This is a genomic window from Mycolicibacterium chlorophenolicum (assembly GCF_001044235.1).
Taxonomy (GTDB): Bacteria; Actinomycetota; Actinomycetes; order Mycobacteriales; family Mycobacteriaceae; genus Mycobacterium; species Mycobacterium chlorophenolicum.
The window spans coordinates 192993-209039 of record NZ_JYNL01000009.1 but is presented as its reverse complement, the minus strand read 5'-3'; the positions used below and the strand labels follow the sequence as shown (position 1 = coordinate 209039).

Sequence of the window (16047 nt, the reverse complement as noted above, 5' to 3'; positions counted from 1 at the left end):
AACTTCGTCCCCGAAGTACAGCGCCGGCGGCGTCTCTGCGCACCATCAACCGGCGGCCTCCCGGCGCGGCCTACCCACCCTCCGACCGCTGGCGCCAGGTCCTGCCAAGCGCGTTGCGCAGCTCCACCTCGCCCACGCCCGTGGCCCAGAAACTCCCCGTGGTCACTGCCGGCCACCTTATCTGTAACGGGTTGTGGGGTGTGTAGGACTGTCACCCACGTGGGTTTTAGATGGGGTTTTCTCGTAGGGGACACTGTTATCTGTAACGGTGTCACCGACGTTGGCTCGCGGTGGGTGTTGCTGTGTTGCGGAGGCGGTGCAGTTCGCCGTGTGCGGTGGCGAGGGCTTGTTCGAGGGTTTTGTTCTCGGCTTTGAGTTCGGCGATCTCTGTCTGGTAGCGCTGCTTTTGGGTGCGGAGTTGTTCGCGCAAGGCGGTGACGATGCTGGATTCGGTGTCGGGCTGGGGTGTCGTGGGTGCCGGGTTGAGGGTGGGTTTGGCTGATTCGGCGTGGATCTGGTCGAGCAGGTTGCTGTGGTTGTAGACGCTTTTGCGGGAAACCCGTGCGTGTTTGGCGACGGTTTGCGGGTTGATCGTGAGCCCTTTTCGGCGCATGTCCTTGATCGCTTTGGCGATCTTGTTTTCGGTGGCGGCGTAGCGCTTCTTGGCGTGGGCGACGATCGCGTCGGTGGAGCGCGGTGTGGTCATTGCTCACCGGTGCGGGGTCGGCTGGCCTTGTCGAGGGCGGATTGGTGGGCTCCGCGGGTTTGGATCTGCAGCAGCGGCAGTCGTTTGCCTGTGCCTGGGCCGGCGACGGAGTTGTCGGCGGTGGCGGCGAGGCGGTCGATGATGGCATGCAGCGAGTCGATTTCGCGGTGTCGTTCGATGATCCAGATGTTGTCGTCACCAAGTTCGCGGCCGGCGCGTTGCCGGTATTGGTCGCGCCGTGTCGCGATGAGCGCCTCGGTCGCGGCGAGCTGGGCGCGCAGTTCGTCCAGGTGTGTGGTGTCGGTGGCGAAGTGCCCGCAGCCCAGGCAGGCGTTGCCTTTGTCGCATTGTTTGAGCGGGGGCAACAGACAGACCCCGTTGGGCAGGACGCGGTCGGTGCGGGCGGCCAGCTGGGTCATCTCGTAGATGTCGTGCGGGGTGATGTCGATGTCGGCACCGTGTGCCCCGATCTTCTTGTGTTTGAGGAATTCCGCTTCGGCGGTCGCGGCCAGCGTGGCGGCGTAGCGGGCGGTCATTTCGGGGCTTTTGTGGCCGAGGTAGCGCTGCACGACGTGGAACGGAACGCCATCGTTGAGCAGTTCGGTGGCCCGGGTGTGACGCAGCCTGTGAGTTTGGGTGAATCGCAGTGCCCGCCCGGCGCTGTCGGTGAGGGTGTGGCACTTGTCGAGTTTGTCGAGCATGGCCCGGTAGGTGGTGTAGGAGCGGGGCCGTTGCCCGCGGTGCTGATTCTTCAGCCCGAGAAACAGGTATTTGGATTGCAGCTGAGGGTATTTGGTGGTGAGCCATCGTTGTTGCTCACCGATGATGTCGACGATGGCTTGCTCGACCAGGATGGTGGGGACGATCCCGTCGACTTTGGTCTGTTGATAGCGCAGCCGCGCCACGAACGCCCCGTTGTCGGGTTCGGTGCCGACGGGCCGGTCCTGGCCCGGGATCGCCTCGAGCGGGTCGTAATCGAGCATCAAGATCTCCGAGGCCCGCCTGCCGGTGAGTGCTTGCAGCAGCCAGATCCGGGCGGCTTGGGGGTCACCGAGGCCTGCGAGGACCGAGAGGTCCCCGTCGGGGCCGGTGAGCACCACTTTCTGTTTGGGTTCTGCGGCCAAAACGTCGAGGTAGGCGAGCATGCGTTGCAGGTCGGCGGTGGAATGCCAGGTGAGTTCGCGTGCGCGGCGGCGGTGTTTGGGGGCGTTGATGGGCGACCATAACGCCGTGTGGGTCAGGGTGATGTCGCGCCAGCGTGCCGTGGCGGTGGCCGTCGCTGCCTCGGCGGCGTGGTCGTGCATGAACGTGTAGAACGACTGGGTTTGGGCTTGCAGGCTAGCGACCGTGTCGGAGGTGAGCCGCTCGGAATGGGTGGCGGCCTGCGGTGAGCGCAGGTAGTCGAGGTAGTCGAGGAACACCGTGCGCAGCTGGTCGGGGTCGGTGCTGATCAAGGGGTCTTGCAGATGACCTGCGGTGGTGGCGAAGTGGCCCAGCTGCGAGCCGAGGTTGCGGGCCCGGTCAACGACCGAGGACCAGGTGAGCAGGTCGTAGGTCAGGGCGCTGCGCAGCCAGAACCGCAGGCCTTCGCGCAGCCAGTCTGGGGTGATCCCGCGCAGCCGCACCGTCTGGTCGTGGCAGGGTTCGTGCGGGCGTTGCGGGATGCGGGGATCGGCGCGCAGATCCCAGATGTCGTGGGCCCACCACGGGGTGTCGGTGCACGATACCGACACGTTCAAGTGCAGGTGTTCGATGAGGTGGCTGATGTTGCGCCGCGATCCGGGTGAGGGCAGCCGGTTGTTGCGGCGCTGAAAGCTCAACGCGGCCTGGCGGATCAGCTCGGTGGGATCGAGCTCGGCGATACTAGTGGGCGCAGCGCCGGTGCGGGTGGTGTGCTCGGAGATGGCCGCGGGCAGGGTGCGCACCAGCCACGCCAGCAGCGACGGCTCGATCTTGCGCAGCTGCTGATCCCAGCACCACCACACCCACCAAGCGATTTCCTCGGCGAATCGCGGTGGTGCGGCGGGGGTGAAGTCGTGGGCGGCCCCGGCGCGGTTGCCCCGCAGGTAGAACTGGTTGCGCAGGAACACCTCCTGGAAGGGTGCGGTGTCGATCGGATAGACGGGCTTACGCCACTGCCCGGGCACTCGGGCCCATTGGGACTGCCAGGAACTGACCGCGACCGGGGATGAGGCCGCGCCCCGGGGCGGCGGTGGGTCCATCGGTGTGGTCACGGTGTGAGTCCTTTCCAGCCGGCCACGTAGTTGCGCCATTGGGCCAGGGTGCGCATCTCGGCGTCCTCGGTGACCCACCCGTAGGTGGAGAGGGTGGTTTGGATGTCGGCGTGGCCCAGGCGGCGCATCACCACGTGTGGGGCCGCGCCGGAGAGCAGCAGCGCGGTGGCGTGGGTGTGGCGCAGCCAGTGCGGAGACCACCCCTGTGGCAGCGCCCCGGCGGCGCGGCTGGTGACCGAATCGACTTTGGCGTAGACGGTTTCAGGACGCGTCGGCGCGAACGGTGTCCCCGCGGTCAGGTTGACGAACACGAAATGAGTGGTCAGGTCCGGCACTGCCAGATCCGCGCCGTGATCGATCAGATGCCACACGTAGGAGGAATACAGCGCCTCCAGGTCGTCACCGATATAGACCCGCCGCGGGGAGAGCGTCTTGCCGCGCGCTCCGCGGGGGTGGTCTTGGCGCGCGGCGATATCGATCCACGGGGTGCCGCCAGCGCCGATGTGGAAATCGTGGTGCCGCAACGATAATGCCTCCCCCAACCGCATCCCCGTTTCGGCCAGCACCGCGAACAACAAACGGTCGCGCAGCCCCGATGCCGGCCCGGACCACTCATGGCCGGTTTGGGTGGCGCAGCCATCGAGAATGAGCCCGACCTGGGCGGGCAGCAGCACCGGGGTGGCGGCGCGATTGCCGCGGCGCACCGTGTAAATGGGGCGGTCCTTGGCCGGCCGCGCCGCACCGACCCCGGCCAGCATCGGGATGTAACGTGACCGGCCACGTTTGCCGCGGCTGGTGTGCAGCCGCTGATACGGGCCGACGAGCCCGTGGGCGTCGGCGTGGTAGCGGTAGCAGGCCAGCACCGCCGCGGCCCGCAACGCGGTGCTGGCCGCGCCGAGCCAGCCCTCGGGGGCGCCGATGCGGGCGGTGCCCGGCAGGTCCCCGGTGCGCAGATAGGCCAGAAACTGCCCGAACAGGCTGGTGCTGATCTCACGCCAGTCGGTACCGGTGTGCTCCAGCACCGTCCACCAGGCCGCCAGCCCCGCGGCGTAGGCCTTCACCGTGTTAGGGGAGGCCTCGTCGTCGCGCAGAAACTGCAGGAACTCCTCGGCCGGGTCGATCGGCAGAAAATCCGGACCCACCACGGTGAACGTATCGGTGTCCTCGGCCAGGGCGATGCGTTGCGTGCGTGCCATCGCCGATGTCCCACGAATCCGTTCAGGCTTGCCGGCGCGACCGGAACCGCTCCGAGGCCGCCACCACCACCGTGTCACCACGGTCGGTGCCGCCCACCGGGGCCAGCGCAACATCGACCCGCGCCGGCCGCGGCGCGCTCGCCCCGCGCTGTCCGGCTAGGATGTCGGCCAGCAGATCGGCCGGGAAGATCAAATCCAATGCAGCCAGCATCTCCACCGACGTCGCGCCGTAGCAGGCCTCGACCCACTTGATCAGCAGCCGCGGCTGCTCGGGCAGGCGGGCGTCCCACCCAGGTTCGGTCTTTCCCCAGGTGCGCCCGGTCTCGGAGTTGATCCGGGTGTAGAGCTGGCGCTGCAGCATCGCCGCGCGGTGCTCATCGATCAGCTTGGATTCGCGCAGATGCATGATCAACGCGCCCAACGAAATTCCCCACTTCAACTTCACCGGCATCAGATGATTCAGGGTCGGGGCATCGGTGATCTCGGCCGCGATCGCCGCCGCCGGCGCCAAGAACTCCGACGCGAACCGCGACGCCTCGTTCTCCTGGTCATCGCTGACCTCGCCATGGCGGTGCAACACCAGATGGCCGATCTCGTGGGCGACCGTCCAGCGGCTGCGTTCCCAGGAGTCGATACTGCGCATCAACACCAGTGGGCGTTGCCGGAACTCCCCGGTCCGCGCCGAGCAGCCCAGATGCTTCTCGGTCAACCCACCGGCGGGTTCCTCGTCTTGGGTGTCCCAGTCGATGCGACCCGTGGAGCGAGAATGCTTGGTGCGCAACACCACCGGAACCCCGGCCGCTTCCAAGTCATAGGTCAGATAGCGGATCGGCTCGCACGCCTCGCGGCCCAGCCACGCCCTGGCCTTGGCCGCCGCGGTGACCACATCGGTGCCCACCGGCAACGGCTCCAGCGCCACCACGGGCCCCTTCTCCACGCCGTTGAGCTGATCGACCAGATCACCGACCACGTTGGCGAACACCGCCAAATACTCCTTCTCGGTGACCGTCGTAGCCTTGGGCGCCCGGAACAGCAGATCCCGCGCTGCGACCCGTGACACCGGTGCAGTGGTGAAAAACCGTGCCGGGAAACGCAACAACGCGACCAGCGCCTCGAACTCGAGGGCGTCCAAGGTGGCGGTCTCGGCCTGCTCCAGACGCGTCTGGCGCGGGGAACGCCACCCCATGTGCTCCATCACCGCCGTGGCGGTCATCTGCCGCAGCACCCGGGCCTGGCGGACCCGTGCGCCGAACACCTCGACCGTCATCACCGACCACCTCGTCCCCGGTAAACCCCGGCCGGTACCCCGCACTCATTTACGCGCCCGGATCCCCAGTGTCGGTGGACTTCTTGCCGAAAATCTCGTTGAAGTCCCCGTCGGGCTGGTAATCGGTGACTGCCTGCTGCTCCTCGGCCGCCGTCTTGGGCCGGATCGCCGGCGGCAACGCGGTGAACACCAGGATCCGCTCGTCGTTGGTGTTCAAGTCGGCCACCGCGGCCAGGATCGCACCCGCCACCGACGCCTTGTCCGGTGTCGGCCACCAGTAGACGATCAACTCGTATTCCTGCTCCAAGCCCGGCGGCCCCATCACCGGTTCGGCGGCACCGTCGTCGAGGAACAACTGCACCCCCGGCTTCGCCGCAGGTGTGGCCTGCGGCAGAAACAGCGCCAGACCGTCCACCACGTCGGGTGCCAGCTTGCGCACCCTGGCCATGGCCATATTCGAATCGCCAAGCCGTACCGACGTATTGGACCCCGAGGTCATCCGCAACGTGGAATCCGGGCCGCAGGACGCGCTCGTGGGCACCTCTCGCGTCGACTCGCCGGTACGGGTCAGCGCATCCATACCGTTCATCGCCAGCACGGTCGCCCGCACGTCCCCGCAGAGCATGCCCCCGGGGATCTGACGCGGGTCGGGAAACCGCCGCGCGTGCAGGGCCACCACTTCGTCGTAGGCCGCTTCGATCTCCCCGAGCAGCCGGGCGAAGGCGGAGCGATGCTGCTTCATCAGCCGCTCGACCAACTCCTGTAGGTCCATGGCTGAAATATTGCACGTCTATTCCTACATCGTCACGGAGGCGCGCCGTGTGTCGCGTGGACGATTTCTGCTGGTCAGGCACCTTCGTAGTATACATGTGTAAGAGGTGAAATGCTGTGCAAACACGGCCATTTCGACTGGTTTTAGGTGGTGCGGCGGTGTCGAATCCGCTGCAGTGAGCCGCCCCGAGCGAACCGACCCTGCGACGCTGCCGGGCGCCGAAGTCAGGGCCGCGCAGGCATCGAACACGTGTGTGAGTGTGACAGGTGAGACAGGTGTGATTGGTCAACCGGTGAGTGCGTGTCGCTCGACGCCGTCCGCATTCTCGCCGGATTCCTCGCGCCGACCGCGGATGCGCCTGGGCTTGACGTCACCGAACTCTCGGCGATCACAGCGGCTTCGGTGGTGCGACGGCAGCGCTGTTAGTAATCCCACGGCCCGGGGCCCATCATGCCCGGTCCGTACTGTCCAGGACCCCACTGTCCCGGGCCCATCATGCCTGGCCCCCACTGTCCCGGGTCCATCGTGCCCGGTCCGTATCCGCCGGGACCCATCATGCCCGGTCCGCCGTATCCGCCGGGGCCCGTCATGCCCGGTCCGTATCCGCCGGGACCCCATGGTCCGGGTCCCCAGCAATTGGGGTCCCAGCCGTTGGGTCCCCAGCACTGGTCCCATGGGCCCTGGACCGGCAGTGCGGGCCCGCTGGTCGATGAAACCCCGCCTGGGGGTTGTGCGAGGGTGGTCGTCTCGCCGCCGCTGAGCCCGATTGCGACCGATCCGGCTAGCGCGAGGATGGCCGCGGTGGTGATCGTTGCACGTCTGGTGAACATGGTTCGTCTCGCTTATTTGGGTGGGCTGGTGACGTCGAGTTCGGCATACATCCCGGCCCAGTAGTGGCCGGCGATGTTGCAGATCAGCTCGTAGCGTCCCGGGGTCAGGGTGATGGTGGTCCAGCCGGTGCCGCCAGGGCCGATGCCGTATTGGGGTGACTGTTCGTCACCTTTGTCGGCGCCGCAGGTGCGGGAGGCCTCACCTAGGCTGCCGGCCTCGTCGACCTTGCCGTCGGGACCGGTGACACGCCATCCGGGGTACTGGCCCTGTGCCAGGGGCAGCACGACGAGCTCGTGGCTCAACCCGCCGGTGTTGAGTACCCGAAACGACACCGGTCCCGCCGGAACGGAGGCCGGGGTGACGACGATGCGCATCATCCCCATGCCCGGCCATCGGTAGCCGGTTTGCCCCGGGCCATTCGGGCCGTTCCAGCCCGGCCCCATCATGCCGGGGCCCATCATGCCGCCGCGGCTCATCATGCCCGGGCCCATCATGCCGCCGGGGCCCATCATCGCTCCCATGTCGGCGAGGGTGACGTCGACCACCGCACCGGGTAGGGCGGGCGCGGAACAGGACGGCGGCGGGGCGGCCGGGTACCGCCAGGGGCCCATCATGCCCGGGCCCATCGAGCCCGGACCCCAGGCGCCTGGGGCGTTCGGGTAGGGGGCGTTGGCGACCGGTGTTTGGCGGCCGAACGGCCCGCCGGGGTGCCAGATCGCGGTGGTGGTGACCCCGAGGATCACCGATGCGATCGCGATGGCCAAGATCAGCCAGAGACGGTGGGAGCGCATCGCGGTCAACGGTGTTCACGCAGCAGGGTCATACGCCGCTGATATTCGTCTTCGTCGATCTCGCCGCGGGCGAAGCGTTCGGCGAGCAGCCCTTCCGCGCGTGCCGGCCCCGGTCCGGGCGGGTGCGCGCCGGTGTGCCGCGGACCGGTCAGGTAGCGGATGGCCAGGACCACGGCGGTGATCACCGCCGCCCAGAACAGCACCATCAGCACGGTCATCAGGATCCAGCCACCGGAGCCCATGCCGCCCCAGCCCCAGCCGTCATACATCATGGTCGTGTCCCTTTCGCCTGAAATACCAAGCCCCGCACCGGGGGCTGCTCAGGCCAGCCTGCTCGCGCAGTGCCGATGCCAGGTAGGGCCGATGGTCCTCAATGATCGGTGTCTTTCGGTATTACCAGCTAAAACACAGTATTATCGTCCAATGACGATGGATAGTGCGGGTTGTCTGGCCGGACCGGCGTCGGGTGTGGATGCGGCGGTGGCGTTGTTCCGTGGCCTCTCTGATGGCACCCGGTTGGCGATCGTGGGCCGGTTGGCTCACAGGGAGGCCCGGGTGGCCGACCTGGTTGCGGAGTTGGGGTTGGCCCAGTCGACGGTGTCGGCGCATGTGGGGTGTCTGCGCGAGTGCGGTCTGGTGGCGGGCCGTCCGCAGGGACGGCAGGTGTTCTATTCGTTGACCCGCCCGGAACTGCTCGATCTGTTGGCGGCGGCCGAAACACTGCTGGCGGCCACCGGCAACGCGGTCGCGTTGTGCCCCAATTACGGCACAGGCAGCGCATCGGGGTCTGCCTGTGAGTGACACCTGCTGCGGCCACGACGACCCCGGTGCCGAGCGCGATGAGCGCGAGCGGGGCCCGGAGAAACTGTGGCAGGTCAGCGAGATCCGGGCTGCCGCGCTGGCCGGGGTGCTGCTGCTGGCGGGTCTGATCGTGGGCTGGGCTGGCGGACCCGGGCCGGTGACGCTGGTGGCGGAGGCCGCGGCACTGGTGATCGCCGGTGTGACCTTCGTCCCGTCCACGTTGAAGCGGTTGGTGGCGGGCAAGATCGGTGTCGGCACGCTGATGACGATCGCCGCTGTCGGTGCGGTGTCCCTCGGTGAGGTCGGCGAGGCCGCGATGCTGGCGTTCTTGTTCGCGATCAGCGAAGGCCTCGAGGAGTACTCGATCACCCGCACCCGCCGGGGCTTGCGGGCGCTGCTGTCGCTGGTCCCTGCCGTCGCCACGGTGCGCCGCGGTGGGCGCGAATACCGGGTCGCCCCCACCGAACTCGCCGTGGGCGAGGTGATGGTGGTCAAACCCGGGGAGCGCATCGCCACCGACGGGGTCATCACCGCGGGCCGCAGCGCGCTGGACACCTCGGCGATCACTGGGGAGTCGGTGCCGATCGAAGCCGGCCCCGGTGATGCGGTGTTCGCCGGCTCGATCAACGGCACCGGGGTGCTCGACGTGCAGATCACCGCCACCGCCACCGACAACTCGCTGGCCCGGATCGTGGCGATTGTGGAGGCCGAGCAGGCTCGCAAGGGTTCCAGCCAACGCCTGGCCGACCGGGTCGCCAGCCCGCTGGTGCCGGCCGTCATGGTCGCCGCGGCGATCATCGCCGTGGCGGGCAGCGTGGTCGGGGATCCGCGGGTGTGGATCGAACGGGCGCTGGTGGTGCTGGTCGCGGCCTCACCGTGCGCGCTGGCGATCGCGGTGCCGGTCACCGTGGTCGCCGCGATCGGCGCCGCGAGCAAGATGGGTGTCCTCATCAAAGGCGGTGCCGCGCTGGAGGCATTGGGCCGCATCCGTGGGATCGCCCTGGACAAGACCGGCACGCTGACCCGCAACCAGCCCACCGTCATCACCGTGGTACCCGCCGACGGGGTTTCGGGCGGCGAGGTGATGGCGGTGGCCGCCGCGCTGGAGGCCCGCAGTGAACACCCGCTGGCCGCGGCCATCCTCGCCGCCACCGATCAGCTCACTCCGGCCCGCGATGTTGAATCGGTACCCGGTGCCGGGCTGTCCGGGTGGCTGGACGGGAGTCTGGTCCGGCTCGGGCGTCCCGGCTGGATCCAACCTGGCCCGCTGGCCGAGGTCATCGACCGGATGCAGCGCGCCGGGGCGACCGCGGTGCTCGTCGAACGCGACGGCGCCGTGTTGGGTGCGGTGGCGGTGCGCGACGAACTGCGACCCGAAGCCCCCGAGGTGATCGGTGGGCTGCGCGCCCACGGCTACCAGGTGGCGATGCTGACCGGGGACAACGAGCGCACCGCCCGGGCGCTGGCCGCCGACGCCGGCATCGACGACGTGCACGCTGACCTGCGGCCCGAGGACAAGGCCCGCATCATCGAGGAACTGCGCTCCCGGCGGCCCACCGCGATGGTCGGTGACGGCGTCAACGACGCCCCCGCCCTGGCCACCGCCGACCTGGGCATCGCGATGGGCGCCATGGGCACCGACGTCGCCATCGAAACCGCCGACGTCGCCCTGATGGGCCAAGACCTGCGCCACCTGCCCCAAGTGCTGTCCCACGCCCGCCGATCCCGGCGCATCATGCTGCAAAACATCGGCCTATCGTTGGCGATCATCACCATCCTGCTGCCCCTGGCCCTACTCGGTGTCCTCGGCCTGGCCGCCGTGGTGCTCGTGCACGAACTCGCCGAAATCGTCGTCATCGCCAACGGCGTCCGCGCCGGGCGCACCCAACCCCTAGCCGGGATCCCGCAACCACACGGCCGGCGGGTGAGCACCCGCCGCGCGACAGCACAGATCGGAAACGCCGCACACCGCTGAGCAGGAAAGAGACAACGATGACCAAACTGGCACTATCAACCACACTGCACACCTCCTTCGACGACGCGGTCACGCGAACCCGAAAAGCCCTGGCCGACCACGGGTTCGGGGTGCTCACCGAGATCGACGTGAAAGCCACCATGAAGGCCAAACTCGACGTCGACATGGCCGACTATCTGATCCTGGGAGCCTGCAACCCGCCCCTGGCGCATCAAGCCGTGCTCAGCGACCCCGAGATCGGGCTGCTGCTGCCCTGCAACGTCGTCGTGCGCGCCGACACCACCCACGGCAACGACACCGTCATCGTCGATGCCATCAATCCCGCGCTGATGGCCGACCTCAGCGACGCACCCGGAGTAGCACAGGTCGCCGAACAGGTCACCACCAAACTGCAAGCCGTCATCGACGCACTCGACCACACCTAACCCTCCCCCGGCCGCGTTCGCCGCGCGAACGATGACAAGTGCGTGCTGCTGGGGCGGTAGGCCACCGGCCACGCTGTTGGAGAACACCCGCAATCAAAGGCCGACCTGCACTCGTCAGGCCGGCTAATCCGATTGTCGTCGACGGCAACCCCGATCCGGAGGCGTGTTTATGCCGCTTGGATATCGCCGATGCCGTCGAATTGACCGAGCTGCTGCAGTTCGTCAACGACTGGCTCGCCTCCGACACCGGGCGCCTCGACGCATCACTGACCCACTACGTCGGTCATCCCGGCTGCACCGCCGATGAACTGCGCGCCGACCTGGACCGGTTCATCTTCCTACTCTGGCAACGACGGCGAACCACTCTTCGGACGCGCATAGCAAGAAGCACGCCGCCGATGCCCTAACGAGGTGGCTCCACCACCCTGTCGCAGCACAGCGGTAGGGGCTTGGTGCAGCCCAACCCGCGGGGTGAAAGGGCTACCGCTGAGGCGTGGTTGGGACGGCCGGAGTTGTGGTCGGCGATGGCTGCTGACCGGGGCCCATCATCCCGGGTCCCCACGATCCAGGCCCCATCATCCCGCCCGGTCCCCACGATCCAGGGCCCATCATCCCGCCGGGTCCTCCGGGGCCCATCATCCCGCCGGGTCCTCCGGGGCCCATCATCCCGCCGGGCCCCATCATCCCGCCGGGGTAAGACATTCCGCGCCCGTCGCGGTAACCGCCGCCGTACTGCTTTCCGACGAAGAACCCGGAGAAGAAGATCACCGCGACGATGAACACGACACCAGCAACGATGCCCACCCATGCCGCGCTCTGGGTGAGCCTGTTGGGACGGTCCGATCCAGGCGACAGCTCCCCGCGCCCCTGCTCGGTGGCCACCGCGGTCGGTTCAGTCCGGGATTCGGGCGTTTCGGTCATGACTCGATCATGCCGATGCCACCCAGGCGATGAATCGAAACGCCGCGTTCTTCATCGAATCTTCACTGAACCACTAGCTCACCAATACCGATCGACGATGCCCCGGATCGATCTGGAGATCATGGGCGGTCGCCATGAGCGCTACGCAGGAGCGTTCACTTCAGTGGCGCCTGACTTCTGTCGACCGCCCATTGGACAACAGATCTGTCACGCGGGGATCCAAGTCAGACCCCTGACACACGTCCTACACATGCGTACGGATTAGCAGACCTACCCGGTCGGTAGTACACATGTAACTTACGTGCCTACCAGCGGCAGCGAACGGTTTCACAGTTCCCGTTACAGATAAGCCGTCCAACCCAACAAGCGATCGAGATAGACACGGCCGATGAGTGCCGCCGACTCTCGATCGGCCAGCGTGCCGTTACGGCGGATGATGAACGGCGTCGGCTCGGGCCGACCGATCCGCTTCATCCTGACCGCACCGCACCCCTGCCGGACGGACACGTTGACAACCGCTGTGACTTCTCCGGCCGCTGGAAGCGGCGGGCTTCTTTTACGCCGCGGTTGCGGTGTGTAGGGCCAGTCCAGCCCTGAGGATATTGCGTGCGGCATGTTCATCTGCGGGTGCGGTGTGACCGCAACGTTGGCAGACGAATTCCGCTTGTCGGACGCGATTTTCCGGTACTGCGTGTCCGCAGCACTCACACCCATCGGAGGTGTGCCGGGGGTTGACCTCGACCCAGATACGCCCAGCGTCTTCCGCTTTGGCGCGCAGTATCGAGACAAACTGACCCCAGCCAGCGTCACTGATCGATCGGTTGAGCCCGGACTTCGCTCGGGCACCGTTAGGAAGGAACTGTCCCGGTTTCTCCGGGTCCGGCTTCGGCTTGACCCGGCGAACCATGTTCGCGATCGCGAGGTCCTCCACCACCAGTAGGTCGTAGGACTCGACTAGCCGGCGCGCTTGCTTGTGGTTAAAGTCTTTGCGGCGGTCGGCGATCTTACGATGCCGCGCGGCCACCGTCTCCCGACGCGCAGAACGGTTGTTGGAGCCACGCTTGGCGCGCTGTAATCGCTGCTGCGCCACTTCAAGCCGAGTGGCTTCCTGACGTGCCCACCGCGGATTGTCCACCGTAGCGCCATCCGACATCGTCGCGTAGGTCACCACTCCGACGTCAATACCGGCCTGCTTGCCTGTGGCCGGCAGCGGAGTGACCGGCACATCATCACACGAGAGGACCAGCATCCAACGGCGGCCTTGCCGCTTGACCGCGATGGTCTTCACCCGGCCCTGCACCTGACGGTGCGCGGTTACCTTCACCTGACCGATGCCCTGCAGATACACCCGATCATGCTCGGGTAGCCAGCGTGCCCCGTCGCCGTCTTTGGGCCACTCCACCGAATCGAAACGCGCCTTACCTTTGAACCGTGGATACCCCGGCGTTTGCCCGGCTTTCACCCGTCGGAAAAACCCGTCGAACGCCTTGCTCAACCGGTGCAGCGTGGCCTGCTGGCTGGAAAACGACCACACCGCGTGATCCGCGCGCACGCCGCGAATCGCGGTCAACTGCCCGGACTGTTCGCCATATCGGATCCGGGTCTTGCTGTGCGCCCACGCATCCCGACGTTCCTGGAGGGCAGCGTTGTACAGCTCCCGGTGCGCGTCAAGACACGCATGCAGCGCGACGTGTTGGCGCGCCGTCGGACGCAACCTGAACACATACGCCCGGCGCATCAGGCGACCTCGTCCCATTGATGCTCGATGTGGCGGCGCACCGTCGACTCTGCCGCGTAGCCGACCGCCGCGGCGATATACGACGGCGACCACAACACCTTCGCGAAGTTACGCAGATGCGGGAACTCCGCCCGCCGCACACGCGCGGTTCGACCCTGGAAAGCACGCACCACGGCCGCTGGCGCGTCAGTCGGCCCCACCCGCACGAACAGGTCCACATGATCGGGCATCACTTCCTGAGCCACGATATCCCAGCCATGTGCGGCTGTGATCGCATCGATGAGCTCGCCCAGACGCCGAGCAACCCGTCCACCCAGCACACCGCGGCGGTACTTCGGGCAACACACCAGATGCAGGCCCAGCGAGCACACGCCTGCCGACGTGCAACGAAATCGCTGTCCCGACATATCGCGCACCTTAGGAGACGACACCGACAAACCTCACGAACCACAGCGTGTTCACCAGCCCCGATTCTCCGACGGCTAAAGCCGCCGGGCCCCTCGGGACGCACTGATGGGGAGGTCCTGTGTCGTGTTCTGGACCCGCAAGATGACGGCGGCGTCAGGATCGGGTAAGTCCACATCGAACCCAACTTCTCGCGCAGGCGACCACCCGGTACATGCCTTTTCACAGCCGTCGCGATCCGGTCCACCCGTGCTGCGCGCAGGCGCCACACGCGGGCGCGATCTCGGGTCACTGGAAGTGGATGCGGCCCGCAACGCGGATCTGACGACGACGAATCGGACACGGCATTGAAACACCGAAGTCGACGCTCCGGGCTGGCTCCCGTGAACGAATCACACCTCGGTCGTTCGTTTCGCGTTACCGAAACTGCGTGGCAGTCCCGTGATCAGTCAGGCGCAGCAGGGCCTGAATGCGCCCGCGAGAGGCGGTCGTACAAGGCCTCGGCGAACCCGTCTGCGAACGTCTCCACCACGTGCAGATGCTCGTTGATCGCGGCGATCTGTTCGGCGGATATGTCGAACGCGAAGAGGCCGAGATGGCTTCGAATCAACTCGGCATTGTCGGCGTTCAGGCTTGACATCATGTGATTCACGCCGTGATACCGGGCGTGATTGACCTCGAATTCACCGGCGCCAGCCAGCTCTGCCGGCGGCCTGTAGGCAGCCAAATCGATGACGGTGGCCTCGGGTCGGGTGTAGGAACCGTCAACGAGGTCGACCAAACGGGAACCGTCGATGACCTTCACCAGCCGCCCCGGCGCGCGGTGTTTGACGATCAACGTCAGATGTTTGTCGGGCTCGCCTGCGATGTTGCGCGTGTCGATGTCCACCTCGAATTTCTCGAGCGTGCCATCGAAACTGCGCCCCCAGCGCAGCCGCCCTGAAGTTAGCCGAACGTAGCCGGGCTCAGTGGCGCGGTGAACGTACACGTACTGGCTCCGATCCGTGAGCGCCCAGAAACTTGCGTCCGGCGCTTCGGCATTGGCCCACACGATCGAGTCGTCCCGCAGGAAGCCGTGCCGGTACAGCTCGGCGAAGTCGCTGAAGCATTGAGACAGCACATGCGCCGCCGCTCCGGCAGGACTGGCGTAGATGTAGGCCTTCATGACGCGCACGGTAATGGCCTCACCAGCGGCAGGGGGGATGCAGGGGCGTGTCGGGGCACCTTTAGGGAGATCCTAGGGACAGGCGCGGGGAGTATCAGAGTCGACTCAGATACATCCAGGGACCTGGCAGGGAAGTCGACTCGGACCAAAGCGGTGCTATACGCGCGTGCACTGCACCCCCTGCACTCACCGAAATACACACTGAGTCAGACACGGCACCTGGGAAAACGTGTGTGTTCCACGCTATCGACGCTTTACGCGCAAGCATCGTCTGCATTGCATCTCATGGGGAGCGGTCGCCAGGTCCACACGGTGGGGAGATCGGGGTGCTACCGCCCGACTGGGGACCGTGTGGGGCCAGGGCCCGTGCAGCCGCGCGACAGCCCTCTAAACCGGAGTCTTCGGCTGGAACCTGACCGGGCAGCGCTTTTCATCTCGGGTGAGACCCAGTGCGTCGATCACCACCCGCCCCGAGGACCGGCGCGGGGACCGCTCTACGCAGCACCCATGTCGGCGACGACTCCGGCGGGGACGGCGGCGACCGGGCTTTGCTCGCACCCGGATTCCCAAAACCGTTTCAGCGCTGCTCTTCCGGCCGCCAGGTCCTCCCACGATTGCACTGCGTGAACCTCCCGCGCCGACTATGAGGCGAACGTCGGAGCCGAACACTGCGGCCGGACACAGCGGCGGCGATATCGACCACCACTCACGGGGTGCAGCGTCGAGCGACGTCATCTCGGTCAGCGCGCCGACGACGCATTCGACGGCCGTCACAACGTCACCAAGCCTCGAAAAACAAGACGCCGCAGAGGATGTGGCG

The 16047-nt window shown here is 66.9% G+C and carries 17 protein-coding genes; 4 read left to right on the top strand and 13 right to left on the bottom strand.

Annotated features, from left to right (window positions below; translation table 11 throughout):
- Positions 1-271 precede the first annotated feature (271 nt).
- From MCHLDSM_RS05255 to MCHLDSM_RS05225, 8 genes are all read right to left on the bottom strand, one after another.
- On the bottom strand, positions 272-706 hold the full coding sequence (locus MCHLDSM_RS05255; RefSeq protein WP_011782546.1) for a DUF6262 family protein: 435 nt from the start codon (positions 704-706) through the stop codon (positions 272-274).
- The gene (locus MCHLDSM_RS05250; RefSeq protein WP_011777823.1) at positions 703-2928 is read right to left on the bottom strand and encodes a tyrosine-type recombinase/integrase; all 2226 of its coding nucleotides are present in this window, start codon (positions 2926-2928) and stop codon (positions 703-705) included. Before MCHLDSM_RS05250 ends, MCHLDSM_RS05255 begins: the two co-directional genes overlap by 4 nt.
- A gap of 8 nt (positions 2929-2936) precedes the next feature.
- Positions 2937-4136 (bottom strand): tyrosine-type recombinase/integrase, encoded by a 1200-nt coding sequence (locus MCHLDSM_RS05245; protein WP_011777822.1) that lies wholly within the window; start codon positions 4134-4136, stop codon positions 2937-2939.
- Between the two features lie 22 nt (positions 4137-4158).
- Positions 4159-5406, bottom strand: a complete 1248-nt coding sequence (locus MCHLDSM_RS05240; RefSeq protein ID WP_308212981.1) for an ImmA/IrrE family metallo-endopeptidase — start codon at positions 5404-5406, stop codon at positions 4159-4161.
- Positions 5407-5452: 46 nt separating this feature from the next.
- Complete coding sequence (locus MCHLDSM_RS05235) at positions 5453-6175, bottom strand: hypothetical protein (protein WP_011777820.1); 723 nt, start codon at positions 6173-6175, stop codon at positions 5453-5455.
- A gap of 422 nt (positions 6176-6597) precedes the next feature.
- On the bottom strand, positions 6598-6765 hold the full coding sequence (locus MCHLDSM_RS39035) for a hypothetical protein (protein WP_234713872.1): 168 nt from the start codon (positions 6763-6765) through the stop codon (positions 6598-6600).
- A gap of 252 nt (positions 6766-7017) precedes the next feature.
- Complete coding sequence (locus MCHLDSM_RS05230) at positions 7018-7797, bottom strand: hypothetical protein (RefSeq protein ID WP_011777818.1); 780 nt, start codon at positions 7795-7797, stop codon at positions 7018-7020.
- 5 nt (positions 7798-7802) lie between these two features.
- Positions 7803-8066, bottom strand: a complete 264-nt coding sequence (locus MCHLDSM_RS05225; protein WP_011777817.1) for an SHOCT domain-containing protein — start codon at positions 8064-8066, stop codon at positions 7803-7805.
- Positions 8067-8220: 154 nt separating this feature from the next.
- Here MCHLDSM_RS05225 and MCHLDSM_RS05220 point away from each other — a divergent pair, with 154 nt between their 5' ends.
- The 4 genes from MCHLDSM_RS05220 (at position 8221) to MCHLDSM_RS39030 (ending at position 11405) form a co-directional block, all read left to right on the top strand.
- Positions 8221-8598: an ArsR/SmtB family transcription factor gene (locus MCHLDSM_RS05220; RefSeq protein WP_011782545.1), complete on the top strand. Its 378-nt coding sequence runs from the start codon at positions 8221-8223 to the stop codon at positions 8596-8598.
- On the top strand, positions 8591-10573 hold the full coding sequence (locus tag MCHLDSM_RS05215) for a heavy metal translocating P-type ATPase (protein WP_011777815.1): 1983 nt from the start codon (positions 8591-8593) through the stop codon (positions 10571-10573). The genes MCHLDSM_RS05220 and MCHLDSM_RS05215 overlap by 8 nt, the downstream gene beginning before the upstream one ends.
- Positions 10574-10590: 17 nt before the next feature.
- Positions 10591-10998 (top strand): DUF302 domain-containing protein, encoded by a 408-nt coding sequence (locus MCHLDSM_RS05210; RefSeq protein WP_011777814.1) that lies wholly within the window; start codon positions 10591-10593, stop codon positions 10996-10998.
- Between the two features lie 176 nt (positions 10999-11174).
- Complete coding sequence (locus tag MCHLDSM_RS39030) at positions 11175-11405, top strand: hypothetical protein (protein ID WP_233209490.1); 231 nt, start codon at positions 11175-11177, stop codon at positions 11403-11405.
- Between the two features lie 73 nt (positions 11406-11478).
- Here MCHLDSM_RS39030 and MCHLDSM_RS05200 read toward each other — a convergent pair whose 3' ends face one another.
- From MCHLDSM_RS05200 to MCHLDSM_RS05185, 5 genes are all read right to left on the bottom strand, one after another.
- A complete protein-coding gene (locus tag MCHLDSM_RS05200; protein ID WP_048469158.1) occupies positions 11479-11919 on the bottom strand; it encodes a hypothetical protein in 441 nt (146 codons plus the stop codon).
- A 339-nt stretch (positions 11920-12258) separates the two neighbouring features.
- On the bottom strand, positions 12259-12393 hold the full coding sequence (locus tag MCHLDSM_RS40050) for a hypothetical protein (RefSeq protein ID WP_268781181.1): 135 nt from the start codon (positions 12391-12393) through the stop codon (positions 12259-12261).
- Between the two features lie 82 nt (positions 12394-12475).
- Positions 12476-13657: an RNA-guided endonuclease InsQ/TnpB family protein gene (locus tag MCHLDSM_RS05195; protein ID WP_174545830.1), complete on the bottom strand. Its 1182-nt coding sequence runs from the start codon at positions 13655-13657 to the stop codon at positions 12476-12478.
- Positions 13657-14064 carry an IS200/IS605 family transposase gene (gene tnpA, locus MCHLDSM_RS05190; RefSeq protein ID WP_048469157.1) on the bottom strand — a complete coding sequence of 136 codons (408 nt, stop codon included), beginning with the start codon at positions 14062-14064 and terminating at the stop codon, positions 13657-13659. The genes MCHLDSM_RS05195 and tnpA overlap by 1 nt, the downstream gene beginning before the upstream one ends.
- Before the next feature lie 443 nt (positions 14065-14507).
- A complete protein-coding gene (locus MCHLDSM_RS05185) occupies positions 14508-15227 on the bottom strand; it encodes a hypothetical protein (RefSeq protein ID WP_048469156.1) in 720 nt (239 codons plus the stop codon).
- Positions 15228-16047 lie beyond the last annotated feature (820 nt).